This window comes from Sphingopyxis sp. PAMC25046, from assembly GCF_004795895.1.
Lineage (GTDB): Bacteria > Pseudomonadota > Alphaproteobacteria > Sphingomonadales > Sphingomonadaceae > Sphingopyxis.
Genome location: NZ_CP039250.1, coordinates 2,618,837 through 2,644,103 on the forward strand (window position 1 = coordinate 2,618,837; position 25,267 = coordinate 2,644,103).

General features: G+C 66.0%; 30 protein-coding genes. 5 read left to right on the forward strand and 25 right to left on the reverse strand.

The genetic code is table 11. The features are described from left to right. Window positions 1-198: 198 nt before the first annotated feature. The 9 genes from E5675_RS12315 to glmU are packed head-to-tail and all read right to left on the reverse strand — an operon-like array spanning window position 199 to window position 6,602. Window positions 199-864 (reverse strand): HAD family phosphatase, encoded by a 666-nt coding sequence (locus E5675_RS12315; protein ID WP_168707854.1) that lies wholly within the window; start codon window positions 862-864, stop codon window positions 199-201. Between the two features lie 4 nt (window positions 865-868). Continuing rightward, on the reverse strand, window positions 869-1,282 hold the full coding sequence (locus E5675_RS12320) for an aldehyde-activating protein (protein WP_210727522.1): 414 nt from the start codon (window positions 1,280-1,282) through the stop codon (window positions 869-871). Then, window positions 1,279-3,102 carry a glutamine--fructose-6-phosphate transaminase (isomerizing) gene (glmS, locus tag E5675_RS12325; RefSeq protein WP_136174772.1) on the reverse strand — a complete coding sequence of 608 codons (1,824 nt, stop codon included), beginning with the start codon at window positions 3,100-3,102 and terminating at the stop codon, window positions 1,279-1,281. Before glmS ends, E5675_RS12320 begins: the two co-directional genes overlap by 4 nt. A gap of 15 nt (window positions 3,103-3,117) precedes the next feature. Further along, window positions 3,118-3,495 (reverse strand): type II toxin-antitoxin system VapC family toxin, encoded by a 378-nt coding sequence (locus tag E5675_RS12330; protein ID WP_136174773.1) that lies wholly within the window; start codon window positions 3,493-3,495, stop codon window positions 3,118-3,120. Then, window positions 3,492-3,896 (reverse strand): ribbon-helix-helix domain-containing protein, encoded by a 405-nt coding sequence (locus tag E5675_RS12335; RefSeq protein ID WP_136174774.1) that lies wholly within the window; start codon window positions 3,894-3,896, stop codon window positions 3,492-3,494. The genes E5675_RS12330 and E5675_RS12335 overlap by 4 nt, the downstream gene beginning before the upstream one ends. A gap of 31 nt (window positions 3,897-3,927) precedes the next feature. Then, window positions 3,928-4,389 (reverse strand): GNAT family N-acetyltransferase, encoded by a 462-nt coding sequence (locus E5675_RS12340; protein ID WP_136174775.1) that lies wholly within the window; start codon window positions 4,387-4,389, stop codon window positions 3,928-3,930. Beyond that, entirely contained in the window at window positions 4,386-4,700 is a 315-nt protein-coding gene (locus tag E5675_RS12345; RefSeq protein ID WP_136174776.1) for a hypothetical protein, read from the reverse strand. The genes E5675_RS12340 and E5675_RS12345 overlap by 4 nt, the downstream gene beginning before the upstream one ends. After that, window positions 4,697-5,233 carry a GNAT family N-acetyltransferase gene (locus tag E5675_RS12350; protein WP_136174777.1) on the reverse strand — a complete coding sequence of 179 codons (537 nt, stop codon included), beginning with the start codon at window positions 5,231-5,233 and terminating at the stop codon, window positions 4,697-4,699. Before E5675_RS12350 ends, E5675_RS12345 begins: the two co-directional genes overlap by 4 nt. Window positions 5,234-5,237: 4 nt before the next feature. Further along, window positions 5,238-6,602 carry a bifunctional UDP-N-acetylglucosamine diphosphorylase/glucosamine-1-phosphate N-acetyltransferase GlmU gene (gene glmU, locus E5675_RS12355; protein ID WP_136174778.1) on the reverse strand — a complete coding sequence of 455 codons (1,365 nt, stop codon included), beginning with the start codon at window positions 6,600-6,602 and terminating at the stop codon, window positions 5,238-5,240. 47 nt (window positions 6,603-6,649) lie between these two features. Here glmU and gph point away from each other — a divergent pair, with 47 nt between their 5' ends. Next, a complete protein-coding gene (gene gph / locus E5675_RS12360; protein WP_136174779.1) occupies window positions 6,650-7,312 on the forward strand; it encodes a phosphoglycolate phosphatase in 663 nt (220 codons plus the stop codon). Here gph and E5675_RS12365 read toward each other — a convergent pair. The 8 genes from E5675_RS12365 to E5675_RS12400 form a co-directional block, all read right to left on the reverse strand. Continuing rightward, the gene (locus E5675_RS12365; RefSeq protein ID WP_247594600.1) at window positions 7,309-8,322 is read right to left on the reverse strand and encodes a nucleotidyltransferase family protein; all 1,014 of its coding nucleotides are present in this window, start codon (window positions 8,320-8,322) and stop codon (window positions 7,309-7,311) included. The two genes, gph and E5675_RS12365, sit on opposite strands and share 4 nt — an antisense overlap. Next, the gene (locus tag E5675_RS12370; protein ID WP_136174781.1) at window positions 8,319-9,185 is read right to left on the reverse strand and encodes an HprK-related kinase A; all 867 of its coding nucleotides are present in this window, start codon (window positions 9,183-9,185) and stop codon (window positions 8,319-8,321) included. Before E5675_RS12370 ends, E5675_RS12365 begins: the two co-directional genes overlap by 4 nt. Beyond that, window positions 9,182-9,463 carry an HPr-rel-A system PqqD family peptide chaperone gene (locus E5675_RS12375; RefSeq protein WP_136174782.1) on the reverse strand — a complete coding sequence of 94 codons (282 nt, stop codon included), beginning with the start codon at window positions 9,461-9,463 and terminating at the stop codon, window positions 9,182-9,184. Before E5675_RS12375 ends, E5675_RS12370 begins: the two co-directional genes overlap by 4 nt. Beyond that, entirely contained in the window at window positions 9,456-9,902 is a 447-nt protein-coding gene (locus E5675_RS12380) for a MarR family winged helix-turn-helix transcriptional regulator (RefSeq protein ID WP_136174783.1), read from the reverse strand. The genes E5675_RS12375 and E5675_RS12380 overlap by 8 nt, the downstream gene beginning before the upstream one ends. Window positions 9,903-9,990: 88 nt before the next feature. Then, window positions 9,991-12,060, reverse strand: coding sequence for a TonB-dependent receptor (locus E5675_RS12385; protein ID WP_136174784.1), 2,070 nt, complete (start codon window positions 12,058-12,060; stop codon window positions 9,991-9,993). After that, complete coding sequence (gene maiA / locus E5675_RS12390) at window positions 12,057-12,689, reverse strand: maleylacetoacetate isomerase (protein WP_136174785.1); 633 nt, start codon at window positions 12,687-12,689, stop codon at window positions 12,057-12,059. Before maiA ends, E5675_RS12385 begins: the two co-directional genes overlap by 4 nt. A 7-nt stretch (window positions 12,690-12,696) precedes the next feature. Further along, a complete protein-coding gene (locus tag E5675_RS12395; protein ID WP_136174786.1) occupies window positions 12,697-13,725 on the reverse strand; it encodes an SO2930 family diheme c-type cytochrome in 1,029 nt (342 codons plus the stop codon). After that, on the reverse strand, window positions 13,722-14,939 hold the full coding sequence (locus E5675_RS12400) for a parallel beta-helix domain-containing protein (protein WP_136174787.1): 1,218 nt from the start codon (window positions 14,937-14,939) through the stop codon (window positions 13,722-13,724). Before E5675_RS12400 ends, E5675_RS12395 begins: the two co-directional genes overlap by 4 nt. Window positions 14,940-15,034: 95 nt before the next feature. On the opposite strand from E5675_RS12400, the gene E5675_RS12405 reads away from it, so the two are divergent. After that, window positions 15,035-15,448: a DUF2147 domain-containing protein gene (locus E5675_RS12405; RefSeq protein ID WP_136174788.1), complete on the forward strand. Its 414-nt coding sequence runs from the start codon at window positions 15,035-15,037 to the stop codon at window positions 15,446-15,448. A 148-nt stretch (window positions 15,449-15,596) separates the two neighbouring features. On the opposite strand, the gene E5675_RS12410 is transcribed toward E5675_RS12405, so the two are convergent. The 7 genes from E5675_RS12410 to E5675_RS12445 all read right to left on the reverse strand — a co-directional run bounded on the left by E5675_RS12410 (window position 15,597) and on the right by E5675_RS12445 (window position 21,191). Further along, complete coding sequence (locus E5675_RS12410) at window positions 15,597-16,292, reverse strand: amino acid racemase (RefSeq protein WP_136174789.1); 696 nt, start codon at window positions 16,290-16,292, stop codon at window positions 15,597-15,599. 112 nt (window positions 16,293-16,404) lie between these two features. Beyond that, a complete protein-coding gene (locus tag E5675_RS12415; protein WP_136174790.1) occupies window positions 16,405-17,889 on the reverse strand; it encodes an NAD(P)(+) transhydrogenase (Re/Si-specific) subunit beta in 1,485 nt (494 codons plus the stop codon). A gap of 1 nt (window position 17,890) precedes the next feature. After that, window positions 17,891-18,172, reverse strand: coding sequence for a proton-translocating transhydrogenase family protein (locus E5675_RS12420; protein ID WP_136174791.1), 282 nt, complete (start codon window positions 18,170-18,172; stop codon window positions 17,891-17,893). Between the two features lie 684 nt (window positions 18,173-18,856). Further along, a complete protein-coding gene (locus E5675_RS12430; protein ID WP_136174792.1) occupies window positions 18,857-19,450 on the reverse strand; it encodes a fasciclin domain-containing protein in 594 nt (197 codons plus the stop codon). A gap of 113 nt (window positions 19,451-19,563) precedes the next feature. Next, window positions 19,564-19,929 (reverse strand): PH domain-containing protein, encoded by a 366-nt coding sequence (locus E5675_RS12435; RefSeq protein WP_136174793.1) that lies wholly within the window; start codon window positions 19,927-19,929, stop codon window positions 19,564-19,566. A gap of 7 nt (window positions 19,930-19,936) precedes the next feature. Continuing rightward, window positions 19,937-21,058 (reverse strand): NAD(P) transhydrogenase subunit alpha, encoded by a 1,122-nt coding sequence (locus E5675_RS12440; RefSeq protein WP_136174794.1) that lies wholly within the window; start codon window positions 21,056-21,058, stop codon window positions 19,937-19,939. A 10-nt stretch (window positions 21,059-21,068) separates the two neighbouring features. Next, a complete protein-coding gene (locus tag E5675_RS12445; RefSeq protein WP_136174795.1) occupies window positions 21,069-21,191 on the reverse strand; it encodes an aa3-type cytochrome c oxidase subunit IV in 123 nt (40 codons plus the stop codon). 239 nt (window positions 21,192-21,430) lie between these two features. Here E5675_RS12445 and E5675_RS12450 point away from each other — a divergent pair, with 239 nt between their 5' ends. From E5675_RS12450 to E5675_RS12460, 3 genes are all read left to right on the forward strand, one after another. Further along, a complete protein-coding gene (locus E5675_RS12450) occupies window positions 21,431-22,861 on the forward strand; it encodes a sigma-54 dependent transcriptional regulator (protein ID WP_136174796.1) in 1,431 nt (476 codons plus the stop codon). A gap of 87 nt (window positions 22,862-22,948) precedes the next feature. Continuing rightward, a complete protein-coding gene (locus E5675_RS12455) occupies window positions 22,949-23,605 on the forward strand; it encodes an SRPBCC family protein (protein ID WP_136174797.1) in 657 nt (218 codons plus the stop codon). Beyond that, on the forward strand, window positions 23,602-24,048 hold the full coding sequence (locus E5675_RS12460; RefSeq protein WP_247594601.1) for a metalloregulator ArsR/SmtB family transcription factor: 447 nt from the start codon (window positions 23,602-23,604) through the stop codon (window positions 24,046-24,048). The genes E5675_RS12455 and E5675_RS12460 overlap by 4 nt, the downstream gene beginning before the upstream one ends. Here the strand turns inward: E5675_RS12460 and folP are convergent. Next, window positions 24,045-25,175, reverse strand: coding sequence for a dihydropteroate synthase (gene folP, locus E5675_RS12465; protein ID WP_136174798.1), 1,131 nt, complete (start codon window positions 25,173-25,175; stop codon window positions 24,045-24,047). The genes E5675_RS12460 and folP overlap by 4 nt on opposite strands. Window positions 25,176-25,267: the final 92 nt, after the last annotated feature.

Sequence of the window (25,267 nt, forward strand, 5' to 3'; positions counted from 1 at the left end):
TGCAGATTTCGTCCCGTGATCGGGATCGATCAGAGGGCGAAGCTAATCCAGCCCAGCCTTATAGGACAGCAGTTTTTGCCCGCTTAAATCCTCCCTGTGGCGAAGCCATGGGGAGGTGGCAGCGCGAAGCGCTGACGGAGGGGCTTTAGCGCGAGGTCGCCGCCCCTCCACCGCCTTCGGCGGTCCCCCTCCCCATCGCTACGCGACAGGGAGGAAACTTATCTCGTCGAACGCCATCGCCACATGATGAACGCCAACCTCGCGCAGCATTGTGCCATGCGCGGCGCGGTCGACGATATGCCCCGCGCCGCAGAAGCCGAGCACCGTCATCCCCGCCGCGATCGCGGCACGCGCACCGGTCGGCGAATCCTCGATCGCGAGGCAATTCCCAGGGTCGACCCCCAGCCCCTTTGCCGCTGCAAGGTAGATGTCGGGAAAGGGCTTGCCGCGATCCCAGCCGTCGGCGCTGTAGACATGCTCGCCGAAATGATGGCCAAGCCCGAACAGTCCGAGCGCCCAGCCGATATATTCGGCGCGGCTCGACGAGGCGATCGCGCGCGGCGTGGCGCCGAGCGCGCTCAGGAAATCGGCGACACCCGGAACCGCGTCGAAGCCTTCCATGAAGCGTGCTCGCGCGCGGGTGCGGTGCGTTTCGCGAAAATCGGCGGGCAGCGGGCGGCCGAAACGCGCCTCGATCCGCCGCTGCGTTTCCTGCCAATTATGGCCGTAATAGTCGCGCAGGCTCTCTTCATAGGTCGTCGGCATGCCAGCCGCGGTCAGGCTTTCGGACAGCGACAGGTTCGCGCGAACCTCGCTGTCGGCGATGACGCCATCGAAGTCGAAGATGATGGCGGCGTAGGACATGGGCCTAGGACATGATCTCTGCGTCGCGCGCATAACCCCACGCCCCCTCGCCCGACCAGCCGCGCCCGTCGGGGAAGCTGAGCTTCAATCCGCTGAGCTGTGCGGGCGCGAACAGGCGCATGTTGACACCCATTAGGTCGACCGAACCGCCCATCCGCTCGATCAGCCCCGCGGTCGCCGACCAGTGGGTCGAGCAGCCGCAGGTGGGACAGAAATGCAGGTCCGAATTGGGGTTTTCGCGGTCGGCGCGATTATAGGTCCGCGTCGCACCCTCGATTGCGACGTCGCGCGGCGACATATAGGCCCAGAGGATCCCGTGCGAAAAACAGAGCGAGCAATTGCACTCGGCAAGCTCCTCTGGCGCCTTGGCGAGACGCACCGCGACGGCACCGCAGTGGCAGCTGGTGTTCCAGGTCATTCGACCGTCACCGACTTGGCCAGATTGCGCGGCTGGTCGACGTCGGTCCCCTTCGCCACCGCGACATGATAGGCTAGCAGCTGCACGGGAACCGCATAGACGAGCGGCGCGATCAGCGGGTGGACCTTGGGCATCTCGATCGTCGCCATGCAGCCCTCGCCCGCTTCGGCGAGACCCTCGGCGTCGGAGATCAGCACGACCTTGCCGCCGCGCGCCATGACTTCCTGCATGTTGCTGACGGTCTTTTCGAACAGCGGGCCCGACGGCGCGAGGACGATCACCGGAACCGCCTCGTCGATCAGCGCGATCGGGCCGTGCTTCATCTCGCCCGACGCATAGCCTTCGGCGTGGATGTAGCTGATTTCCTTGAGCTTGAGCGCGCCTTCGAGCGCGAGCGGATAGTCGGGGCCGCGGCCGAGGTAGAGCACGTCGCGCGCCGGGGCGACGAGATGCGCCATCGCGGCGATATCCTCGTCATGCGCGAGCGCGGCGTTGAGCGCGGCGGGCGCCTCGATCAGATGCCTGACGATCTCATGCTCGTCGGCCGCCGAAAGCTTGCCCTTCTTCAAGGCAAGATGCGCCGCAAGCGCAGCGAGCACCGCAAGCTGGCAAGTGAAGGCCTTGGTCGAGGCAACGCCGATCTCGGGCCCGGCATGGGTCGGGAGCAACAGGTCGGCTTCGCGCGCCATGCTGCTGGTCGGCACGTTGACGACGACCGCGATCGTCTGGCCATGCGCCTTGCAATGGCGGAGCGCCGCGAGCGTGTCGGCGGTCTCGCCCGACTGCGAGATGAAGAGCGCGAGTCCGCCGGGTTGCAGCACCGGGTCGCGGTAGCGGAATTCGGACGCGACATCGATGTCGACGGGCACGCGCGCGAAGGTCTCGAACCAATATTTGGCGACCATTCCGGCGTAGAAGCTGGTGCCGCACGCGACGATCGTGATGCGATCGATCGCCGACAGGTCGAAGTCCATTTGCGGCAGCGCCACCGTCTGTTCGAGCGGGCGGATGTAGGAGGAAAGCGTCTGCGCGACCACCGTCGGCTGCTCGAAAATCTCCTTCTGCATGAAGTGGCGGTAATTGCCCTTCTCGACCGCCGCGGCGGTGACGCCCGAGGTGGTGATCTCGCGCGTTACCGGTTTGTTGCCCGCGTCGTAAATCTGCGCGCCGTCCTTGGTGATGACGACCCAGTCGCCTTCGTCGAGATAGGCGATCTTTTGCGTCAGCGGCGCGAGCGCGAGCGCGTCCGAGCCCAAGTAGGTCTCGCCCTCGCCATAACCGACGACGAGCGGCGAACCGAGGCGGGCACCGATCAGGAGGTCGGGATGCTGGCGGAAGGCGATGGCGAGCGCGAAGGCTCCGCGAAGCTGCGACAGCACGGCCTGGACCGCTTCGGTCGGCGACTTGCCCGCTTCGACCTGTTCGCTGACGAGATGCGCGACGACCTCGGTATCGGTCTCGCTTTCGAATTTGCGCCCGCGCGCCTGCAGCGCTTCGCGCAGCGACTTGAAATTCTCGATGATGCCGTTGTGGACGAGCGCGACTTCGCCCGTCGCATGCGGGTGCGCGTTGCTCGTCGTCGGCGCGCCGTGCGTCGCCCAGCGCGTGTGCGCGATGCCGACGGTGCCCGGCGCGGGATTGCTGCCAAGTTCCTTGACGAGATTATTAAGCTTGCCCTCGGCGCGGCGGCGGATCAGCTGCCCATCCTCGACCGTGCAGACGCCCGCCGAGTCATAGCCGCGATATTCCATGCGCCTGAGGCCATCGACCAGCCGGTCCGCCACCTGGTCCTTGCCGATGATTCCGATAATTCCGCACATGGATAATGGCCTTCTTTAGAGCGTATAGGGAACGCGGATTCCCGGCATGTTGGCCGGAAAATCCTTGGTATTTCGTGTCACCAGCACACGGCCGCGCGACTGGGCTGTCGCCAATATGATGGCGTCGGGCGATTTCAGGCGCGGCCGATCGCGGCGAAGGTTGGCGGCACGCCCTGCAATCTCCTCATCGACCTCGTCGACGCCGAAACCCGAAAGCAGCGTCTCCGCGCGGCGCAGCCCTTCGCCCTCGCCCTTCGACATCACCTCGATCCACACCATCCGGCTTACCCAGAGACGGTCGCGTTGAAGCGCGCGCTCGATCTCCCGGCGCGCCTGGGGAAAACCGCGTAGTGCGTCGATCAATATATTGCTGTCGAAAGTAAAGCCGCTCACGTCCGGCCTTGCTTCTTCTTTTTCTTCGGCTTGGTCGCCGACGCTTTCGAAGCGCCCAACGCGATACGGTTTTCGGCCGCCCATGCCTTATGAATTTCATGCTCGCGGTCATCGCCTTCGTCGAACAGGTCGGGAAATTCGGCGCGAACCTCGGCATAATCGGCATCCCACGGCCGCGTCCATGACGCGCGTTCGCGTCGCTGCCATTCGACGGCATCGCCTATGTCGGTGCGATCTTTCCACGCCCCAAATCCGACGTCGAGCCAGTCCTTCGGTGTCTCGGCGCGATAGGCGGCCACGGCCTCGCGGAGCACTGAGGCGCGCGACTTCCCCTGCTCGGCCGCGAGCTGGTCGAGCCATTTGATGTCATCGTCCGGCAGATCGGCAAGGATGCGAGTCATTGATATACTGATATCATATCATGATATCATGTCAACCGATCGACTTGCGATAGACCAGAAAACCCGATTTTTCGGCGACACGATCATAGAGCGCCATCGCGGTTTCGTTGGTCTCGTGGGTCAGCCAATAGATGCGCGGCAACCCCCGTTCCCGCGCCGCCTGGCACACGGCCTCGATCAGCGTGCGGCCGACGCCCCTTCCGCGTGCTTCGGCGCTGGTGAACAGGTCCTGCAGATAAAGCGAGGGCAGCAACGAGGTCGTACTGCGGTGGAGCAGATAATGGGTCAGGCCCAGAAGCGCGCCATCCTGCTCGGCAACAAGCGCGAACATCGGCTCATAGGGATCGAAGAAACGCTCCCAAGTCGTCGTCGTGATTTCCGGCGCCAGCATTGTCTCGCCGCTGCGGCCGTAAAATTCGTTGTAGCCGTTCCACAGCGGCAGCCATCGGTCATAATCGGCGCGGACCACCGCGCGGGCGATCAGCCCGCTCATGCCCTACCGAAATTCCGGTCGACGAAGATCATCGCGAACTGCCGCGGATCGGCCGCCTCGCCATTGCCTTGCTCGAAGCGCGCTTTGCCGCTTTCCCATATTTTCCGGATCTGCGCGGGCAATTCGGGGCCGAATTTCATCTGCGTCTCGACGATCTGCTCCCAGCTTCCGGTCGTGCCGAAGCTTTGCTCGAGCTGCGGCACCATCGCCTTGCACCAGGTCTCGGTCGGCTCGTCGAGGTGACCGATCGCCTTCAGCACCCAGGCGTCGACGAAGCGCAGGAAAGGCTTGTCGGTGTAGCGGTCGGTCAATTCGTCTTCTCCATCCATTCGCCGTGCAGCAAGCCGAAGATCAGCGAATCGCGCACGCCGATATGCGTTTCCCATTCACCCCGTAGCCGGCCCTCGCGCTGGAAGCCCAGCCGTTCGAGCAGTGCGATCGATCCGCCATTCTCGGGATCGGTATCGGCAAAGATGCGGCGGAGCCCGAGATCGTCGAAACCATGCGCGATCACCCGCGCCACGGCTTCACGCGCGATGCCGCTGCCCCAATGGTCGCGGTGCAGGATATAGCCGATCTCTTTCACTTGCGGCTTGCCGTCGATCAGGATCACCCAGCCGAGCGCGACATCGTCCCCCGCCGTGATCGCCCAGCAATGATAGCCCTGCCCTTCCGCCGCATTGCCTTTGACATAGGCCTCGGTCTCGGCGAGCGACGCGTGCGGGCCGCTCGACCACCAGATCATCACCTCTGTGTCGGACAGCACCGGGAACAGCGCCGCGGCGTCATCCTCGCGAAGCTGGCGCAGCACCAGCCGCGCGGTCGTCAGTGTCGGCGCGGGCATCGGGCTATTTCTTCTCCGCCGCTTTCTTCTTGCGCATCGCGTCGTGGAAACGATCGGCCCAGCCGGGCTTCATCAACTGCTCGCCGCGCACGATGCGAAGCTCGCCGTCAGCGACATCGCGTGTCACCGCGCTTCCCGCCGCGACGATCGCATCGGCGCCGATCTTGACCGGCGCAACGAGCGCGCTGTTCGATCCGATGAAGGCGCGCTCGCCGATCTCGGTCTTATATTTGAAATAGCCGTCATAATTGCAGGTGATCGTGCCCGCGCCGATGTTGGCGCCCGCGCCGACGCTGACGTCGCCCAGATAAGTGAGGTGGTTCGCCTTCGCGCCCTCGCCGAGCACGGCTTTCTTGGTCTCGACGAAATTGCCGACCTTCGCCTTTTCGCCCAACACCGTGCCGGGACGGAGGCGCGCGAAGGGCCCGACTTCGCATCCTGCGCCGATCGTCGCCCCCTCGATATGGCTGTTGGCGCGGATCTTCACATTGTCGGCAATGGTTACCCCGGGACCGAAAAAGACATTGGGCTCGATCGTCACGTCGCGGCCGAGCTCGGTATCCCATGAGAACCAGACGGTCTCGGGCGCGCGCAGCGACGCGCCGCCCGCCATCGCTTCCTCGCGCTTGAACGCCTGCCACTGCGCCTCGGCCGCCGCGAGCTCGGCGCGGCTGTTGATGCCGGCGACCTCGGCGGCGTCGGTTTCGACGACCGCGACCCGCTTGCCCTCCGCGATCGCGCCGGTCGCGACATCGGGCAGATAATATTCGCCCGCGGCATTGTCGTTGCCGACCGCTTCGAGCAGCCGCCACATGTCCTGGGCGGCGGCCACGATGACGCCCGAGTTGCACAGATCGACCGCGCGTTCTTCGGGGCTCGCGTCCTTGTGCTCGACCATCTTCGACACATTTCCATCGGCATCGGCGATAATCCGCCCATAAGCGGCGGTATCGCGCGGGCGGAAACCCAGCACCGCGACCAGCGCCCCCGTTTCCAAGGGAGCGCAGAGGCGCCGGATCGTCTCGGCGGTGAGCATCGGACAGTCGCCAAAACAGACGAGCACGACGCCGTCGAACCCCGCGAGCGCATCCTTCGCCTGAAGTGCGGCATGCGCCGTTCCCAGTTGCGGATCCTGCACAGCGACCAGCGCGCCCGTCCCGGCGACGGCCGCCTCGACCTGATCGCGCTTGTCGCCCACGACGACGACCGTCTTCGCAGGTGGCAGCGTGGAAAAGCTCGCCATCAGGTGCAGCAGCATCGGCCGCCCCGCGATCGGGTGCAGCACCTTGTGCAGGTCGGATTTCATGCGGGTACCCTTGCCCGCGGCAAGGATGATGGCGGCGATGGGATTGCTCATGCGCGCTGCCATGCCAGCAAATCATTGCGGTTTCCAGAGCATCGCGCCATGCGCGGCGGATGAACGGATTTCCTTTTGCGATCGTCGGCTTCGATCTCGACGGCACGCTCATCGATACGCTCGGCGACCTTGCCGCGGCGGTCAATCACACGCTGGCGCGACTGGACCGCGCGCCGCTCGCCGAGGCCGCAGTGCGGCCGATGATCGGGCGCGGCGCGAAGCATATGCTCGAGGAGGGGCTTCGCGCTTCGGGCGGCGTCCCCGATGGCGCGGTCGAGCGTCTCTATCCCGAGCTGCTGCGCTTTTACGAAGCCCATATCGCGGTCCACAGCCTCCCCTTTCCGGGCGTCGTCGCAGCGCTCGACCGGCTCGACGCGCTGGGCGTGCGCACCGCGGTCGTCACCAACAAGCTTGAGGGGCTCGCGCGGCAACTGCTCGGCGAACTGGGCCTCGCCGACCGCATGGCGACGATCATCGGCGGCGACACGGTGGGAACACGCAAACCCTCCCCCGAACCGATCCGCGCGATGATCGAGCGGTGCGGCCGCGGGCGCACGGTCTTTGTCGGCGACAGCATCTATGACGTCATGGCGGCGAAACATGCGGGCGTGCCGAGCGTCGCGGCCAGCTTCGGCTTTCTCGACCGGCCCGCGGGCGAACTGGGCGCCGATCATGTAATCGATCATTTCGACGAACTGGTCCCGCTGCTCGCGCGGCTCTAGCGCTTGCGCCACTTCGTCCAGAGATGCTTTGCGAGCATCGCGGGCGGCATGCGCAGCCAGTGCGAGCGGATGTAAAAAGCCTGCTCGAGCAGCGGGTTCGTCACCCGCCCCCAGTCGTCGCGCGCGAGCAGGCGGCGGCGGAACCAGCCATCGGCCGGATCCTGCCGGTCCCACCCGCCCGGCAGCGCCGCGCCATAAAGGTCGCGCGACAGCCGCGCGGCGCGATGCACCGCGCCCCGCAGCCCGTGCAGGTCGGCGCGCCCGTCGAGCCGCCCCCAAAACCCCGCGTCGGCAGCCGCGAAATCGCGCGTCATCAGGTGAAAATCCCACAGGTTGCGCAAGCCCCCCTGCAGATCGCCGTCGGCGAGCATGTGCGCCGCGCAATGCGCCGCCATGTCCGCCGGTTGCAGCACCGCAAAGCCGCCGTCGCTCGTCACCGCATCGCTGACCAGCGCGAGCGCGTCGGGGGTAATCCGGTGCGTCTTGGGCAGGATCGTGTGGTGGACATCGATCATCCGGTCGCGGCCCGAGTGGATCATCGGCGGCAGCTCGTGCATGTGCGCGCGGTAATAATGATCGTCATAGGGGTCCGACTTGACCCATTCCCAGCCCGCATTGAGCAGCGCATTTTCGGCGCGGCGGATGTCGGTGGCGAGGACGAGGATATCGAGGTCGCCGATCTGTCGCCCCGCCGCGCAGCCCATCCCGGCGGCGGCATAGGCTGCGCCTTTCAGGAGAACGAACTCGATCCCCACCGGCGCGAGCGCGCGGCGCGCCATTTCGGCTTCCCACAAGGCATGGCGCTGCGCGACCTCTGCCGCCGCGCGCTGATCGGCGAACAGCGCGGCAACGGCGGGCGGGAGTGCCGCGCCGTCGAGCCGGTGCGCGAGCGTTGCGAGCATCGCTTCGCTGCGCGCGACCCCGATCACGCCCTCCCAGTCGCGCGGCGCGAGCGTCGCCGGATCGCGCCGCCCGGCGAGCAGGTCGACGAAGGCGGCGACGGCGCTCACCGTGCCGCCTCCGCCCATAATTCTTCTACCAGCGCGATCCCCGCCGCGCTGTCGGGATAGGTGATGCCGAACGCCGGCGTTTCGCGAACGAGCCGCGTCAGCGCCGCAAAGCCCGCTTCGCCGAGCGCGACATAATTGGTCGATGCCTCGGTCAGCCGGACGAAGGCCTCGCCCTCGCCCATCGGCTCGATGCCCGCCGTGCCGCCGAAGCGCGGAAAGAGCAGCAGCGCCGGGCGCGCTGGCGCGTGCATCGCGGCGATCGCATCGGCGCGCGGGATCAGGTGGCGGATGTCGCCCTTGGGCGTGCCGGCGAGCAGAGGGCCGAGCCGCTCCGGGTCGACGCGCGCCGCGACCTCGGTAATCGCTTCATTCTTGAGGCTCACGGCGCGCGGAAAGGCGAAGGCGTCGCCGCCCGCCGGGTCGATCAGCGTAAACTCGTCGCCCATCAGCCGCCAATCGCCCTCGCCGAGCAGCGCGGCGAGGGTCGATTTGCCCGAGCCCGATTCGCCCGACATGATCAGCGCGCGGCTGTCCCGCGCGACCGCGCTCGCGTGGAGCAGCAGGTGCCGCCGCCATCCCAATGCAACCTGCAGGTTCATTCCCATTTCGGCGGCGAGCAGCCCCATCGACAGCGGCAGCGGAAGCGCGCCGGGAACGACGAAATCGCCGCCGATATGCACCGACGGGCGCAGCCGGCGCCGCCACGGCCGCGCCGCGAACAACCGCACCGTCGCGTCGGCGGGGCGCGCATCGTCGCGCGGATAATTGGCATAGAGATGTTCGAGCGCCGCGACGGGTCCGGCCCAATCGCTGCCGATGCGAAATTGCACCGGCCCGACGGCAATGCGCACGCTGTGCCTCATGCGCGCTCCACCAGCCCCATCGCCGCGAGTTCGCAGAGCCGCTCGGTGAGGATCGGCTGCGCATCCTCGGTGCTGTCAAGGTTGAAGGTCGCTGCAAGCCGCTCGGTAACCTGCGCGGGGGTGCAGGCGTCGGCGCCCATTGCGTCCAATATCTCGGGCATCGGCGAGACGACGAGGTGCGTCTGCATCGAACGCCGGTCGAAAATCGCGGTCAGCTCGCCGATCGACTCGACCCGCAGCGCATCGGCCGGAGCGGCGCGATAGGCGCGATCAGCCATAATCTTCGGCGGCGGCGGTCAGTTTGGCAAGGATGGCCATCAGCTTCGCGCGTTCGCCCGCGCTGATGTTCGATTCGAGCTGCGCCTCGCTCGCGAGCGCTGCGGGAACGATCGCGTCATAGAGCGAGCGGCCGGTTTCGGTGAGCTCGAGATGGTGCGAGCGCCCGTCGGCCTCATGCGCCTGGCGCGCGATCAACTGGCGATCCGCGAGCGCCTTTGCGGCGCGGTTCACCGTCACCTTGTCCATGCGCGTCGCGGCGACCAGCTCGCGCTGCGTCTTGGGCTGGCCTTCGCCGAGTACCGCCATCAGCCGCCATTCGGGAATCTTGAGTCCGAAACGATTCTCATATTCGGCGGCGATCCGGCTCGACAGGGCATTGGATGCGATGGAGAGGCGGTAGGGCAGGAAATTGTCCAGATTCAGCGTCTTCGCGGTCATTCCTCATCATCCCCACAGTCTTGCCATCCCCGGCGGCGCCCATCCTATCGCCTGTTTCGGACCTGTGAAGGCCGGAATGTCCCGAAAATCAGAAAGACAGGCGCGCGCCGATCCACAAGGTCCGCGGCGTCGCGCGCTCTACGATGCCCGACGAGGAAATCGCGGCCGGAACCAACTCGTCGAACAGATTCTCGCCGCGCGCCTCGATGCTGATCGCGTCGCTGAACTGCCACGACAGCCCGGCATCGAGTGTGAGAGCGTCATCAAGCGCGAGCAGCCCCAGATCGTCCTCATTCTGCTCGCCGATATAGCGCAGCGTCGCAAAGCCGCCGAGCGGGCCGCTCGCATGGCTGCGCAGCGAGACGCTGCCGCCATGCCTCGCGATCTGCGCCGGGCGGCGGCCGTCGAGCGTTGCTGCTCCGCCCGACGCGTCCACTTCCGCGTCGGTGAAGGCATAGGTGGCGCGCAGCGTCGCGGGCCCGATCCGCTGCTCCGCCGCCACCTCGACGCCCTTGCTCTCGATCGCGTCGAGATTCTGTCGCTGGTTGAGGTTCGGCGCGAGCGTCACATTGGCGATCGCGTTCGTGAGCCGGTTGGCAAAGAGCGTCGCCGACAATTTCGTGTCACCGCTTTCCCAGTCGGCGCCGACCTCGCCGCCCCACAGCCGTTCGGGCTTCAGCGACTCGTTCGCCATCGTCGTCTCGGCGCCGACGCGGAACGGGCGGTAAAGCTCGTTGAGCGTCGGCAGCCGCCAGCCGCGATAGGCGGCGGCACGCAGCGAAACAGCATCCGACGTCCAGCGCACGCCCGCGCGCCCGCCGCCTTCCCATCCCTGCCGCGCGGCAAAGCGGAGGTCGGTGATGACCGGCCCGCCGCCGCGATTGCGCTCGAGCCGATAGCCGGTGCCGAGCCACCAGCGATCGACACGCCCGCTCAGCGTCCAGAGGAAGCCGTCGCTCGCATCGCCCGAGGTCCATTCGGCGAAGGCGCCGACGGTATCGCTGCGGCCCCCGGCGGAGCGGTGGCGGCCGGGAATGCCACCGGTAAAGAAGAAATCCTCCTCGGTCCGGCCGGTCGTGCGGCGCCAGTCGGCGCCGATACGTAGCGGGTTCGCGTCGCCGATCGCGGGGCGCAGCTCGAAGCGACCGCCGAGACCGGTCGCGGGGATGCGCTGGAACAAGACGGGGTTCGCGCTATCGCGCTCCGCCGCGACGCTCGCGAAACCGCTCTCGAAATCGCGAAGCTGGACATAGCCGAGCGCGAGCCACTGGGTCGCGCCTGCCGGATCGTGAACAAAGCGCAGGCTGGCATCGACGCCGTCGGTCCTGCTGGTCGTAAAATCGACCCCGCGGTCGCGCCGGTCCGAAAAGCCGCGGACGCTCGCTTCGATCCGGCCGTCGTCGCCGGCATCGAAACGCAGGCGCAAACCAAGCCCGCCCTGTTCGTAGGGCGCCGCGCGGTCGGCCGACCCGCGCTGGCCCTTCACGACGGGGATGAAGCCGTCGCCCCGGGTATAGCGCCCGTCGACGGCGACCTGACCGGCACCGATCTCGCCGCCGATCGACGCCGTCGCATCCCAGCCGTCGCGGCTGCCATAGGCAAGGCTTGCCTCGGCGCCGTCGGTCATTTCGGAGTAGAGGCCGACGGTTCCCGCGAGCGCACCGGGGCCGTCCACCCCGCTGCCCCCACCGCGCGTGACGATCACCCCGCCGAGATTGATCGCGTCATAGGCGCCCCACGCGACCCAGCCGCCAAAGGGGTCCGCCTGCGGTACACCGTCGAGCGTCACAAGCGCGCGACTCGATGCGTTGCCGCCGAGACCGCGCAGCGTCACGCCCTGGCTCGTCGGATGCGCGCTGCGTCCGTCGCTGCGACGGAATTGGACAATGCCCGCTTCGTCACGCAGACGGTTTTCGATGCGGGAACCCAATCCGAATTCGGGATAGGCGATAAGGCTGGAACCTTGCACCGTATCGCTGTCGGCGGGCTGAAGCGAGCCGCTACCCCGGACGACGATGATTTCGGTCGCAACGCGCGGAACCCAGAAGCTGCAACAGCCCCCATCGAATTCCGCCTCGCCATGCTCGGCTTGCTCCGTCTGCGCCATCGCGCCCGCCGGCAACGCCAGCGCCGCAACCCCTGCTATCAGGCGAATCACGCCGGCTTGACCGCGTCGGGATGCGCGTTCTGGAACGCCTCCAGCTCCATGCACGCCGCATCGATCGCGACGAGCCGCGGATAATCGTCGAGCGGGGTCTCGAACCGCCGCGCATTATACATCTGCGGGACGAGGCAGCAGTCGGCGATCCCCGGCGTGTCACCGCCTAGGAAGCGCCCCTCGCCCGCCATCGCTTCGAGCGCGTCGAAGCCCTGGGTGATCCAGTGGCGATACCAGCGGTCCTTGGTCTGTTCGTTAAGCCCGAGGTCGCGCTTCAGATATTTGAGCACGCGCAGATTGTTGAGCGGGTGGATGTCGCTCGCGATCACCTGCGCGCGTGCGAGCGCGACCGCGCGCGGCATGGCATCTTCGGGGATCAGCCGCGGTTCGGGAAAGGCGCGGTCGAGCCAGTCGATGATCGCCATGCTCTGGATGATCGGTTCGCCATCGACGACGAGCATCGGAACGAAGCCCTGTGCATTCTGCTCGAGATAGGCGTCGCTGCGCTGCTCGCCCGCGATCAGGCTGACCTCGACGCGGCTATAGTCGAGCCCTTTCAGGTTCATCGCGATGCGAACGCGAAAGCTGGCCGAGGAGCGGAAATAATCGTGGAGGACGAGCTGGGTCATGTACAGCCTAATGCGACGCTTTCGGCATCTCCGCAATCCATTGCCGGAGCAGCCCTGCGCCTTCCCTGTGCACCGTCGATCGTCCGACCTCGGGCATCGCGATGCCGGGTTCGGTGCTTTCGAGGCGATAGATGAGGAAGCTGTGATCGGGATCGCCGGGCGCAATCGCGAACTCCATGCCGCCGCTGCCGCGCCCCGCCGCGGTCGGCCGCTTGCCGATGCCGTAATTGACGCCCTTGGGGTCATCGGTCCAGCGCAGGAACAGCCCGCTGTTCGACGCGCTGCCCGCCGGATTATGGCAATGCGCGCAATTGACGTCGAGATAGGCGCGGGCGCGGTCGGTGACGCTGCCCGATTTGGGGTTGTCCCACTGCGGCATCACGGGTTTGAGCGCCGCCGGGTTCTCGAAATAAAGGCTGCGCAGCTTGTCCGACGCGGCCGGATCGAGGATGAAATTCCGCGCCTTCGGCCCGATCGGCACGATCGCGCCGTTCAGGCTGTGGCATTCCTTGCACTGGTTCTTGTTGGGCACCGCGTAGCGGATATCATGGACCTCGCCGTCTGGGCTTTTGAAGCTCACGGGCACCCGCCGCCCGCCGAGCGCCAGCGTCGCATCCTTGCCGTCGGCGTCCCAGATATAGGGCAAGGCGGTCCAGCCCGACGCGCGGTGGATCAGCAGGCGCGTTTCGACCGGCCGCCCTCCGTTCACGTCCGCCCAGCCGAAGCTTTTGACGAGCACCGTCCCGACCGGAAATTCGACCGTCCCGTCGGCGGCGACCTTCGCTTTCTTCCCCGCCGGGATCGAGATGAAGCGATGCTTGTTGGTATAGTCGCTGAACAGCGGCGCGCGCAGCGTGTAGCCGATACCGGTCGCGGGCTGTCTGGGGTCGTTGCCGCGAAACAGGCCGAACGCCGAGAGCTTCGGCGGCATTGCGTCGCTCTCGACCAGCGCTTGATCGACGCCGGGCAGCGATCCCGCCGCTCCCCCGCTCGCACATAACAGCGCCGCGGCCAGCGCGGCGAAAACGCGTTTCACTTGACCTTCGCCTCCATGCTTTCGGGCAGCTTGATCGCCGGCAGCGCGGCGGGCGGCGTGCCCTTCGACAAGTCGGCGGGCGCGGGTTTCGCCGCGCTCTGCGGTGTCGCCACGTCGGGCAGGTTCAGCGACAGCACGCCGACCTTGTCGAGCACGATCGCATCGCCCGCGCCGTCCCACAATATCGGCGGAATGCTGCCGCCCATCGCCGCCGCGATCTGATCGCCGCCGGGGAATTTCGGCGCATAGCCCGCCTTGCCATGCTGGTTACCGCGCACGACGATTGCGCGGGGCAGCGGCTGATATTTCGGATCCTTATGTTCGTAGCGATAACCGACGATCATCACATTGGCGGTGCCGTTCTGGTCGAAGACATTGTCGAAAATCTCGACATTGCGGTTCGCCATCACGAGCACGCCGGTGCCCGTCGGCACGCTCGCGACGATATTGCCCTTGGGCGCGAAATTAGGCGTGCTGTTGTCGTTGACGATATTGTCGAACACGCGGACATTGTGCCCGCCCTGCATCGGCAGGCTCGGCAGGTCGAACACCAGGATGCCGCCGGTGTTCTTCGTCGCGACATTGTCGTGGACGTCGGCGTCATAGCTGTTCTCGATCTCGATCCCCGCGACATTCTCGGTCGCGACCGAATCGCGGACGACGATATTCTTCGATTGGCCCACGTAAATGCCCGCGTCCGATGCGCCGCGCACATAGACGCTGTCGATCAGCACGTCGCTGCTTTCGACGGGATAGATGCCGTAAGCGCCGTTGGTTTCCTTCGGGCCCGCGGTCCATTCGACGCGCAGCTTGTGATAGACGATGCGGTCGGCGCCCTTCGACTTGATCCCGTCGCCCTTCGTATTGAGCACCGCGAACTCGGTAAGCAGCACATCGTCGGAGGTGACGAGCAGCCCCTCGCCCGCCCCCTGCTGTCCCGCAAAGTCGAGAATCGAGCCGCCCTCGCCCGCCCCGGCTCCGTGCACCGTGACATTCGCGACGTCGAGCGACAACCCGTCGGTCAGTTTCCAGGTGCCCGCGCCCAGTTGCACGGTGTCCCCCGGCTCGGCGAGGATCAGCGCCTCTTGCAGCTTTTCGTTGGCGTCGGGCGTTGTTGCACTGACGCTGATGACTTTCGCCGCCGCCGGCTGGGCGGCAAGCGCCGCCACGATGCAAAGCGTCGCCGCGTGGTGGCTGAGGCCATGGAATCGCATATGTCTCTCCCCTGATTTTCGGGGAGCATGCTGCAAGACTTGACGGATGCCAAGCGTGTTGCTGACATATGTGTAGCTAACCGGGGAGAGGTCGCTTGATTCACAGAATTGGACTGGCGCTTGTCGCCTTCATTGCCGTGCCATCGATCGCGGCGGCGCCCGCATCGCTTGCGGGCCGCTGGAAAACCGACGACGGCAAGGGCATCGTCGCGATGACAAAGTGCGGCGCGAAGATGTGCGGCCGCATTGCCGAGCTTTTGATCAAGGAACCCGCCGGGGGCCAGCGCGACGAGCGCAATCCCGACAAGGCGAAACGCGGCCGCATGGTCGAGGGTCTGCAAATCTATTGGGACCTCGTGCCCCACGGCGACGGCTGGAAGGGCGAAGGTTATAGCCCGGAGGACGGCCGTTATTACAACGCCCACCTTCGCGTGAAGGGCAACAAGCTGACGATGAAGGGCTGTGTGTCGGTGTTCTGCCGCACGGTGACGTGGACGCGGGTGGGATAAATCTGATCCTCCCTGGGGCGAAGCCATGGGGAGGTGGCAGCGCGAAGCGCTGACGGAGGGGCCCCATAGCACTGCCGTCGCGGCCCCTCCACCACCCGCTGCGCGGGCGGTCCTCCTCCCCACGGCTTCGCCGCAGGGAGGATTTTTATCACCCCTCGCCCAAAATCCAGTCGACGCCCGCCGCGACGTGGATGCGCGTCGTGTCGTAGATCGGCAGGACGTTGGCGTCGGTGTCGACGAGCATCACCAATTCGGTACAGGCAAGCACGACCGCCTGGATATCCTGCTTCGCGATGTCGGTGATGAAGGTTTTCATCGTCCGGCGCGAGCTTTCGTTCACCTTGCCGAGCATCAGTTCTTCGTAAATGATCCGGTCGATCTCGTCGGCGCGGCTCGCGTCATAGGGTGCGAGCGTCAGCCCGTGGCGGACGAGCCGCTGGCGGAACCAGGGCTCGGTCATCACGTTGCGCGTGCCGATCACCGCCGCCGCCTTGACGCCGTCGGCCTTCATCTTCTCGCCGGTCTCGTCGACGATATGCAGCAAGGGGATCGAGATCGCCGCCGCGACATCCTCGGCGACCTTGTGCATCGAATTGGCCGCGATCATCAGCGCGGTCGCGCCGGCATCCTCGAGCCGCTTCGCCGAAGCGATCAGCACCTCCTTCGCATGCGCCCATTGCTCGGCCGTCGTGATGCGCGACAACTCGCAATAGTTGAGGCTCTCCATCAGGATCGGCGCCGAACAGGCGGTGCCAAGGCGCTTTTGCACCCCCTTGTTGAGATGACGGTAGTATAGCTCGGTCGACGCCCAGCTCATTCCCCCGATCAGGCCGATCTTTCGCAAAATGGTCCTCCGAAAAACAACAGGACCGGGTCTCGCCGGACCCGGTCCCGAACTTGGCTAGAAAAACTGGCGCCCGCGGGCAAGCCCGCGAACGAAGTTTTGCGGCAAGGCGTCAGTGCCCGCTTCCGCTCAATGCCTTGACGATGTCGTCGGCCATCTTCTTGGCATCGCCGAGCAACATCATCGTCTGATCCATATAGAAGACGTCGTTGTCGACGCCAGCATAGCCCACGCCGCCCATCGAGCGCTTCACGAACAGCACCGTCTTGGCGTTGGCGACGTCGAGGATCGGCATGCCATAGATCGGCGACGTCTTGTCGGTCTTGGCCGCCGGGTTTGTCACGTCGTTGGCGCCGATGACGAAAGCGACGTCGGCCTGTGCGAATTCGCCGTTGATGTCCTCGAGCTCGAACACCTCGTCATAGGGCACATTGGCCTCGGCGAGCAGCACGTTCATATGCCCCGGCATACGCCCCGCGACCGGATGGATCGCATATTTGACGTTGACGCCTTCCTTCTTGAGCTGATCGGCCATTTCGCGCAGCGCGTGCTGCGCCTGCGCCACCGCCATCCCGTAACCGGGGACGATGATGACATTTTCGGCCTGGCTCATCAGGAAGGCCGCGTCGTCGGCGCTGCCCGGCTTCCACGGGCGCTGTTCCTTCGCGCCGCCAGCCGCCGCCGCGGCATCGTCGCCACCGAAGCCGCCCGCGATCACGCTGATGAAGCTGCGGTTCATCGCGCGGCACATGATGTACGACAGGATTGCACCCGACGAGCCGACGAGCGCGCCGGTGATGATCATCGCGGTGTTGCCGAGCGTGAAGCCCATCGCCGCGGCGGCCCAGCCCGAATAGCTGTTCAGCATCGACACGACGACCGGCATGTCGGCGCCGCCGATCGGGATGATCAAGAGGAAGCCGATCAGGAAGCTGAGGCCCGTGACCGTCCAGAACACCCACGGCGACTGATCGAAGGTGAAATAGGCAACGAGGCCGATGATCGCGGCAAGCGTGCCGAGATTGATGACATGCCGCCCCGGCAGCATGATCGGCGCGCCCGACATATTGCCGTTGAGCTTCAGGAAGGCGATGACCGATCCCGAGAAGGTGATCGCGCCGATCGCGATGCCGAGCCCCATTTCAACGCGGCTGACGGTGTGGATCTGTCCCGCGGCATCGGCGATTCCGAACGCGAGCGGGTTGAGATAGGCGGCCGCCGCAACCGCAACGGCGGCCAGACCGACGAGGCTGTGGAACGCCGCGACGAGCTGCGGCATCGCGGTCATCGCGATCTTGCGCGCCATGACGATGCCGATGACCGCACCGATCCCGATCGCCACAAGAATTTCGACGAGCGAGATGGTGTCGAGTAGACCGTCGGCGCCCACCGGTGCATGCGTGAGCATCGTGGTCACCACAGCGATCGCCATGCCGATCATGCCGAAGCGGTTGCCGCTCTGCGCCGTCGCCGGGCTCGAAAGACCGCGGAGCGCGAGAATGAAGAGAACGCCCGACACGAGATAGGCAACGGCCGCCCAGGGGTTCACGGCACCATGGCCGCCGGCCGCGGCGGAGAGAATGGCCTGAATATCCATCTCAGCGCCCCTTCTTCTTGTACATCGCAAGCATGCGCGACGTCACCGCAAAGCCGCCGAAAATGTTGATGCTCGCCATCACGACGGCGGCAAGCCCGAGCCATTTCGACGAGGCCGAGCCCGCCGCGGCGCTCGCGATCAGGGCGCCGACGATGATGACCGAGGAAATGGCGTTGGTGACGCTCATCAGCGGCGTGTGCAGCGCCGGGGTCACCGACCAGACGACGAAATAGCCGACGAAGCACGCCAATACGAAAATCGAAAAAATCGCGATAAAATCCACGGGCTCGCTCCCCTGCTGATTCCGTTTCGCGCACCTCTTGCCGCGCGCGGTCGGGCCTGTCGACTCCAAAGCGGACAAAAAAGAGGCGCCCGCATTTCCGAAGACCGGAAATGCGGGCGCCTTTCGACATAAAATGTCGTTACCAAAGTCTTGGGCTTGGGCAATCGAACGTCCCGGTCGGGGTGGGAAGCGGACGAAGAAGTCGTTGATGAGCGTTGCTACCGGCGTCTAATACTGTCCGATGATCCAATACTATCCGATCGAAAGCTGCGCGCCATGGACGGACGCTGACGGGGCCGACCTTCTGTCATTCAATTGGCAGAGCGGAACCGCAGAGTTTGCGATAGTGGGAGACAGCCGAACCATGGTCGTGAGCTTTCCTGATTGCCCGGTTATAGTGCGGATGTTGGATGAATTTCCGTTGAGCACGGAAAGCGACCCCAAAGACTGGGTTGGCCTGATTCCGCATCATTTTGCATATCGCGTAGAGGGCGATCCGCTTTATGGCGCGCAATCAGAAACTTGGCGTCTCGTTGAAGGATCTCCCACGCACTATCGGTTCATGACGGGCGCTGGGTGCCTCGATATCATAACTTGCGGCGAGCCACATTTCGCTCTCATAGATAACTGACGTCCGCAATCGGTCGGAAGCAGCCAGTCCGCATCGGAGCGACGGCGAGCTTTCTACATCGCAGGCACCAGCACCGCGTCGACAATATGGATGACGCCGTTCGACTGGTCGAGGTCGGCGCCGGTCACCGCCGCCTTGTTGCCGCTGCTGCTCGTCAGCAGGATCGCGTTGCCGCTTTTCGTCACGGTCAGATCCTGCCCGCCCGCGGTCTTGAGCACCGCCCTTCCCCCACCTGCGTCGATCTTCGCTGCCAAGTCGGCGGCGGTCAGCTTGCCCGGGACGATATGATGGTTGAGCACGCCCGCCAGCACCGCCTGCTGCGCCGGGCGCATCCAGCCGTCGCGCGTCACCGGCGGGACCTGGGTGAAACCGGCGTCGGTCGGCGCGAAGAGCGTGAACGGACCCGTACCCGACAGCGTCGCGGCGAGCCCCGCCTGCGTCAGCGCCGCCGTCAACATCCTGTGGTTCGGCGAGGCCGCGAGGTTCGCGGCGATCGTGCTCGTCGCCTGCATCGCCGACGCATCGCCGCCGATCGCGGACGACATCGCGCCATCGGCCGCGGCCGGTTCAGCCGGCGTTTCGCCCTTGCCGCAGCCCGACAGCGCGAGCGCGGCCGCGGCGGCGACCGAAATCAGGAGGGTCTTCATATGATATCCTTCGAAAAGCCTGTCCGCGGCCCGAATCGGCCGCCACGCACCGGCATCAACACGCCGTCGGTGACGCTCTTGTTACCGCGCGGCGGAGATTTATGACGCCAGCCTCAGCGGCCGACGATCAACTGCGTCATCAGCCGGTGGATATGCTGCGGGTCGCTCTTGCGCGAAATCTTGACCTCGAGCGGTGTCGCAGCGCCCGAAACCCACATCTTCATGTCGGCGTCGAGATCGAAGGTGCCCGCCGTCTCGAACGAAAAGCGCGTGACCGAACGCCACGGAATGCTCAGGAATTCCTTCTTCGATCCGGTGAGCCCCTGCACGTCAACGAAGATGAAGCGCAGGTTCGTGAGCAGCGCGGTGTCGCGAACGGTGCGAAAGGCGGCGAGCACGCGCTCGCCATCGATCAGCCAAGCCTGAAATTCGGCCTGCGCGCCGGCGACGTCGATATCCCCGGCGCTGAACAGACCCATATTTCGTTTATCCCAGCAGCCGCTCGTTGACGACCTTGCCGCCCTGCGTCAGGCGGACGGCATTGCCGATTTCCTCGTCGAGCACGGGCTTGCCCGCTTCCTTGTCCCAAAAGGCGGAGAGGAAGTTGAAAAGGTTGCGGCTGAACAGCGCGCTCGTGTCGGCGGGCATCAGCGCGGCGATATTCTTCGCGCCGATCACGGTGACGCCGTGAATCTTCTTCGCTTCGCCGGGCACCGAGCCCTCGACATTGCCGCCGCTTTCGGCCGCCATGTCGACGATCACGCTGCCGCTGCGCATCGTCGCGAGCTGCGCATCCGAAATCAGCCGCGGCGCGGGGCGCCCCGGGATCAGCGCTGTCGTGATGACGATGTCCTGCTTGGCGATGTGCGACGAGACGAGCTCGGCCTGCGCCGCCTTATATTCGTCGGACATTTCGGTGGCATAGCCGCCCGCGCCCTCGCCCTCGATCCCCGCGACGCTCTCGACAAAGATCGGCTTGGCGCCGAGCGAAAGAATCTGTTCCTTGGTCGCCGCGCGCACGTCGGTCGCACTGACCTGGGCGCCGAGGCGCCGCGCGGTCGCGATCGCCTGAAGTCCCGCGACGCCGACGCCCATCACGAACGCCTTGGCGGCGCTGACGGTGCCCGCGGCGGTCATCATCATCGGAAAGGCGCGGCCATAGGCGTTCGCCGCCATCAGCACCGCCTTGTAGCCCGCGAGATTCGCCTGGCTGGAAAGAATGTCCATCGACTGCGCGCGCGTGATGCGCGGCATGAATTCCATCGCCAGCGCCTCGATCCCGAGTTTGGCATAGCCATCGACGCGTTCGCGCTCGCCGAACGGGTTGAGCCCCGCCGCGAGCCATGCCCCATCGGCAAAGCCCGACAGGCTCGCCGGATCGGGCCCCTGCACGCCGAGGATGATGTTCGCGCCCTTGAGCACATCGGCGCGGCTGCCGACGCTCGCGCCCGCGGCGCTATAATCGGCATCGGCGATCGAGGCCTGTTCGCCCGCCCCCGACTCGACGGCAAGTTCGGCGCCCAGACCGATGAATTTCTTCACGGTTTCGGGGGTTGCGGCGACGCGGGTCTCGCCGGCGACGAGCTCCTTCAATACGGCGATGCGCATGCCGGCCGGATCAGGAGGCGATGAGGAGAACGACGAAGAGCGTGACCACCGCGGTGATGATCGACCCGACTTTTAGCAGGCTGAGGAAACCCGAATAGGTTTCGTTCGCTGCCTTCATTTCCTGCTGTGCCATCGCTTTTCCCCTATTACGTCATTTGCTGTGCGCAAACGCACAGCGCAGCGCCCAGAATCGGTTATCGCGCCGGTCTTAGCCACGCGCCCCGCGATGCTCAAGTGCGGGTTTGGCACCATTATAAGCCTGTGGCAAAAGAGGATTGGCCTTAATCGCCCTTTTACCCCTATCGGATAGATATGCGTCCCACAGCAGAACATACCCGTAGCAATGTCGGTTCAGGGGGCAGATTCGAAACGATGACTAGCACGCGCGACACGCGAACGGTGATGATCGTCGACAGCGAGCCTGCCCAGCAGCGCTTCCTTTCGGCGCTGGCGTCGCGCGGCGGCTGGCGAAGCGTCGTCGCGCCCGACACCGATACCGCGCTCGCCAAGCTCGGCACGCAGGAAGGCATGGCACTCGATGCGGTGCTCGTCGATCAGGGCGCTCCGGGCATGGATATCGCCGAATTCGTCGCCGAACTGCGCCGCTGGCGCCCCGCGCTGCCGCTCGTCGTCATCACGATGCGTAACGGGGTCGAGGTCGCGGTCGGCGCGATGCGCGCCGGGGCGAGCGACTTCGTCCAGAAACCGATCGCGCCCGACCGATTGCTCGAGGCGCTCGACCGCGTCGTATCGACCAGTGGTCCGCAGGGGGAGCTTCGCCCGCTCACCGAAAAGCTGCGCGCGCCGCTCGCCTTCGAAGAAATCATCGGGTCGAGCCCCAATTTCCGCAGCGCGCTCGCGATCGCCGCGAAGGCGGCGCGCGCCCGCGTGCCGGTGATGATCAACGGCAAGCCCGGTACCGGCAAGGAAGTCTTCGCGCGCGCGATCCACAGCGCGAGTCCGCGTGCGCGCGGGCAGCTCGTGATGGTCGATTGCTCGGCGGTCTCGCCAGGCCTGATCGGCTCGGGACTGTTCGGCCACGAACGCGGTGCCTTTCCGGGCGCGTTCGACCGTCAGGTCGGCCGCCTCGTGCAGGCCGACGGCGGCAGCATCATCATCGACCATGTCGAGTGCATCCCGCTCGAAACGCAGGCGAAGCTCGTCGAATTCCTGAACTCGGGCGAAGTTCAGATGATCGGCGGCTCTATCCGCCAGAGCGTCGACGTGCGAATCATCGCGACGAGCGCAAGCCCGCTCGACAAGCTGATCGAGGCCGGGCACTTCCGCGAAGATCTGTTCTACGCGCTGTCGAGCGCGCAGCTCACCCTGCCCTCGCTTTCGGAGCGCCGCGGCGACGTCGGCCCGCTCGCGCGTCACCTGCTAGCACGCATCGGCGGCCTTCCCGGAATGGGACCGATCGGCGTCACCGACGACGCGTTGCGCCTGCTCGCCGCCTATGCCTGGCCGGGGAATGTCCGCCAATTGCAGGACGTGCTGTTCCGCGCCGCGGTCGAGAGCGCGACCGACGTGCTGACCAGTGCCGATTTCCGCGCGATCGAGGCCGCGCTCGGCGGCGGCGTGAGCAGCGACGGCGAGGTCGCGATCAACGGCGAGGCGATCGGCGTCACCCTCTATCTGCCCGACGGCAATTTGCGTCCACTCGAGGAGATCGAAGCCGACGTCATCCGCCTCGCGATCGGCCACTACCGCGGCCGCATGAGCGAAGTCGCCCGCCGCCTCGGCATCGGCCGCTCGACGCTCTACCGCAAGCTGAGCGATCTCGGGATCGATACCGCAGCCTGACCTTCCTCTCGCCCGGGTCGACCGATCGCGCTTGATATATAAGTCACAGCTTATATATTTGTCCCGACAGCAATCGGGAGAATCATCATGCCGTTCGATACCATCGCCCAGGCCGCCATGGTCGTCCGCAAGGTCGAGAATGTCACCCACGATGGCGCGCCGGCGCGCGCGGTCGTCGCCTCGCGCGACTATCCGTCCCATATCGACGATCTCTGGAACGCGATCACCGACAAGGCGCGCATCCCGCGCTGGTTCGCGCCGGTCGAGGGCGAGCTCGAACTCGGCGGAAAATATCAGATCAAGGGCAATGCCGGCGGCACCGTCACCGCGTGCGAACCGCCGAAGAGCTTCGCGCTCACTTGGGAATTCGGCGGAGGCATGAGCTGGGTCGAGGTCGAGCTGGCCGAAGCTGGCGTCGACAGCACGCGCCTGACCCTCCGTCATATCGCCCCGCTCGACGACAAGTCGGAGGAATTCTGGGACAGGTTCGGTCCCGGCGCGGTCGGCGTCGGCTGGGACCTGTCGCTGCTCGGGCTCGCTTGGCATCTCGAAACCGGCGAGGCGGTGCAAGAGCGCTTCGCCGAAGAGACATGGCCGTTGAGCGACGAAGGCAAGGCGTTCGCGACATCGAGTAGCGACGCGTGGGCCGCCGCGTCGATCGCTTATGGCACCGCCGCGGATGCCGCGACCCGCGCGGGCGCCAATACGACCGCCTTCTACACCGGCGGCGCCGCGCCCGAATGAGCCACGCCTTCGATATCCTCGGCGATCCGGTGCGCCGCCGTATTCTCGAACTGCTGGCAGACGGCCAGCGCGCGTCCGGCGAGATCGTCGAGGTGATCGCCGCCGAATACGCCATCTCGCAGCCGGCGGTGTCGCAGCATCTGCGCATCCTGCGCGACAGCGGTTTTGCGACCTCACAGGCCGACGGGCGGCGGCGGCTCTACGCCGTAGCGCCCGAACGCTTCGACGAGGTCGACGCGTGGGTGCAACGCTTCCGCCGCACTTGGGAACCGCGCTTCGAGGCGCTCGCGACCGAGGTCGCGCGCGGAAAGAAGGCGCGGCGGGCGGAAGATTCTTGCCTCCCGCTTGCGCGAGGGGCCGGGGGAGGGCCTGTTTCCGGGAGCCAAGAGCGGGAGACCTACAGGCCCTCCCCTAACCCCTCCCGCAAGCGGGAGGGGAATTAAGCCGTCAGCGCCGCGTCGCGCAGCCCGCGCCAGATGCGCAGCGCTTGCCGGTTCTCGGCAATGTCATGGACACGCAGCAACTGCGCACCGTGCGTTGCCGCCTGATAGTGCAGCGCGACGGTGCCGCCGAGCCGCTGATCGGCGGGGGCTTCGTTATCGAGCGCGCCGATCATCCGCTTGCGGCTCGCGCCGAACAGGATCGGGCAGCCGAGCGTGTGGAACAGCGCAAGGCCGTTGATCAGCGCGAGATTGTCGCCGACGCCCTTGCCGAAACCTAGCCCCGGATCGACGATGATCTTCGCGCGGTCGATCCCCGCCGCGACGCATGCCGCGACGCGCTCGGCGAGCATGTCGTAGACGTCGTACAAAACATGCGCGTAATTGCCGCCCTCGTGCGGATCGCTCTTCGCCGACGGCGCGTGCATCAGCACCACCGGGCAGCCCGCCCTGACCACGACCTCCATCGCGCGGTCGTCGTAGCGCAGCGCCGAAATATCGTTGACGATGTGCGCGCCCGCCGCGAGCGCGGCCTCCATCACCGCGGCCTTGCGTGTGTCGATCGATACCGCGACGCCGCCTTTCCCCAGCGCGGCAACGACGCCCTCGATCCGTTTGATCTCGTCGCCTTCCCAGATCAGCGGCGCGCCGGGGCGCGTCGATTCACCGCCAACGTCGATAATCGCCGCGCCCGCAGCGCCCATCGCGAAACCCGCTTCGGCCGCGGCGGCGGCATCGACATGCTTGCCGCCGTCGGAAAAGCTGTCGGGGGTGACGTTCAAAATGCCCATCAGCTGCGGCTCGCCCAGCCGGACGGTCCGCTCACCGAGCTGGAGATTACCGCGCGGCCGCGCCACTCCGGCGCGCTGTGCTGTCGCTGCCTCGGCGAGCCGGTCGGGCATCGCCGCGATCCAGCCGTCGAGTTCGGCGACCGGCACGATCGCCGATTTAACCGCGCCATCGTCGCGCAGGCTGACATGCCACGCCGCGAACCAGACCATCGTGTCGGCGATGCGCAGGCAATGCTCGTCCAGCTCGTGCGGGCGGTCGACGAAGCAGGTCGGGCGGAGATAGACGCGCGCGTCCTCCCAGGTCTTGCCGAGGCCGGACTTGGTGAGTGGTTGAAACATGCCCGTCCCCCCTATCCGCCGCCCCCGCGAAGGCGGGGGCCGCTCGCATCATTGAGCCGCCACGTCGTGACAAGCCGACTGCGGCCCCGCCT